The sequence below is a fragment of the Trabulsiella guamensis ATCC 49490 genome (assembly GCF_000734965.1).
Classification (GTDB): domain Bacteria; phylum Pseudomonadota; class Gammaproteobacteria; order Enterobacterales; family Enterobacteriaceae; genus Trabulsiella; species Trabulsiella guamensis.
In genome coordinates, this window is the sequence record NZ_JMTB01000238.1 from 1 (window position 1) to 361 (window position 361).

1 protein-coding gene is annotated in these 361 nt (G+C 60.9%); it reads left to right on the forward strand.

Features of this window, described 5'->3' with window-relative positions:
* A partial coding sequence (locus GTGU_RS23735) for a DUF3486 family protein (RefSeq protein WP_038163958.1) occupies window positions 1-361 on the forward strand: 361 nt, incomplete at both ends.

Here is a 361-nt window from a genome sequence, read left to right on the forward strand (position 1 = left end):
GCCGGTCTTAACCGTTACGCAAGCCGCATGGAACAGTTCGGCGCCAAAATTCGTGCATCGCGGGAGATGGCCGAAATCTGGGCAGCGAAGCTCGGCTCTGCGCCGACGTCCGACGTCGGCAAACTGCTGCTGGAGTTTGTCAAAACCCTCGCCTTTGAAACCTCGATGTCGCTGTCCGAGGGTGATGTTGTGGAGCCCAAAGCACTCGGTCAGCTGGCGCTGGTCGCTCACCGGCTGGAGTCGGCAGCGATGGTGAGCCACAAACGCGAGAAAGAAATCCTCCAGGAGTTTGCGCGGGAGGCGGCAGCAAAAGCGGAGATTATCGCCACAAAAGCCGGGCTGTCGTCCGAGTCTGCGGCGG